The organism is Micromonospora sp. 15K316, from assembly GCF_004348525.1.
Lineage (GTDB): Bacteria > Actinomycetota > Actinomycetes > Mycobacteriales > Micromonosporaceae > Micromonospora.
Genome location: NZ_SMKG01000405.1, coordinates 1 through 1622, shown reverse-complemented (window position 1 = coordinate 1622; position 1622 = coordinate 1). Strand labels below are relative to the sequence as shown.

2 protein-coding genes are annotated in these 1622 nt (G+C 64.8%); both read left to right on the top strand.

Translation table 11 applies throughout. The annotated features are described in order from the left end of the window. Positions 1–197 precede the first annotated feature (197 nt). Positions 198–1352, top strand: a complete 1155-nt coding sequence (locus tag E1211_RS31980; protein WP_371686235.1) for a S8 family serine peptidase — start codon at positions 198–200, stop codon at positions 1350–1352. A gap of 54 nt (positions 1353–1406) precedes the next feature. Beyond that, a partial coding sequence (locus E1211_RS33105) for a hypothetical protein (protein ID WP_207915598.1) occupies positions 1407–1622 on the top strand: 216 nt, incomplete at its 3' end.

The window sequence follows — 1622 nt, the reverse complement described above, 5'->3', positions numbered from 1 at the left end:
GGCTGGGGGAGCGCGACTAACTTGAATGGTGCCCGAGGCAGGACGCTAGATCAGCATTGGCGCGCGTCCAAAAATGGCGAGCCAAAGCGATGGGACCCCGACGATCCATGGAGGATGGAACAGGGCCTTCCCCCTGTAGTTCGACCTCCCGACGAGGACGGCCCCCTCGACCCTGGTCCTGCCATCGGCCTCACGCGGTGAAACCTAAGGTTGCCAACGTACTGCTGGTTATCGTCTGTTTAGCCATTGCACAACCGTCTAGCGCACGAGCGGATTACGCCAGGCCCATCGCCAGAGACGGTGTCCGGAACGACCAGTGGCACCTCCGCTACTTGAACGTGCCAGAGGCGCATCGCATCAGCCAGGGAGAAGGCGTAACTGTCGCTGTACCGGATACCGGCGTGGATCCTCATCCTGACTTGCGCCGCAATCTACTAAAAGGCATCTCCGTCATCTCTGACGGTAGAAGCCATGGCCAGCAGGACCTTAACGGCCATGGAACTGGAATGGCTGGCCTCATAGCCGCACATGGCCAGAGCGCTACCAGTGGAGCGCTAGGTATAGCCCCTCGATCGAAGATACTCCCGATCGTGGATGCTGCACCTGACGGCGCAGGCAACCCAGACGCACTCGCACAAAGCATCGAATATGCCGTTAAAGAAGGCGTAGATGTAATCAGTATCTCCAGCGGCGGAGGCGGAAGTCCTCGACTGCGTCAGGCAACAAGGGCTGCCCTCACTTCCAACATCGTGATTGTTGCAGGTGTTGGAAACTATCCTGATGACCTGCGCGTAAGCTACCCGGCTAGCGAGCCAGAGGTCATTGCAGTTGCCGGTATCGATCGCCAAGGCAATCGTGCCGCGCTTTCTGTCACTGGCCCGCAGGTGGACGTGGCGGCCCCGAGCGTAGACATACTTACTACTAGCCGCGACGGGATGTATCGCAAGGGCACGGGAACGTCGGACGCCACCGCCATTGTGGCGGGCGCCGTGGCCTTGATTCGGTCGAAGTATCCGTACCTGCCGGCGCGGGAGGTCATACATCGGCTGACCGCCACCGCGATCGACAAGGGTCCGCCTGGGCGGGACGACGAGTACGGCTATGGCGTGATCGACATTGTCGCGGCGTTGACTGCGGACGTGCCACCGCTGGGCTTCGAGTCGGCGACGGCGAGTGCGCCCGTCGGCGCGGGCCCCAGCACGACGGCGGCTGCCGGACCTGCCGACGACAGCGCGGCGACTGCCCGGGGGTTGGCCACGCTCGGTGTGATCGTGGTCGGCGCTGTGACCTGGGCGGTGACCGTGCGCCGGCGGAGGCGGGGCGGCGACCCTCCTCCGCGGATCAGTCGTTGACGGCCGCCCACGAGGCACCCGCCTCGGGCGTGGACGCGAACCTCTGCTCCTTACGTGCCCAGCCGAGCCTTCACCAGCCGCACCGCGTTCGGCCGGTGCTGCCCGAGGGCGGTGCGCAGTCCGGTGCGCGGCCTCTACCTGATGGTCAACTCGACTTCCTTGAAGTCGGGGTATCGGCCGGTCGGGATCGCCCGACTTCAAGGAAGTCGAGTTGATCTCGCCGCCGCCGCCGACGCGGCGGGTGGCGGGCGGCGGGCGCGGCGATGGGGC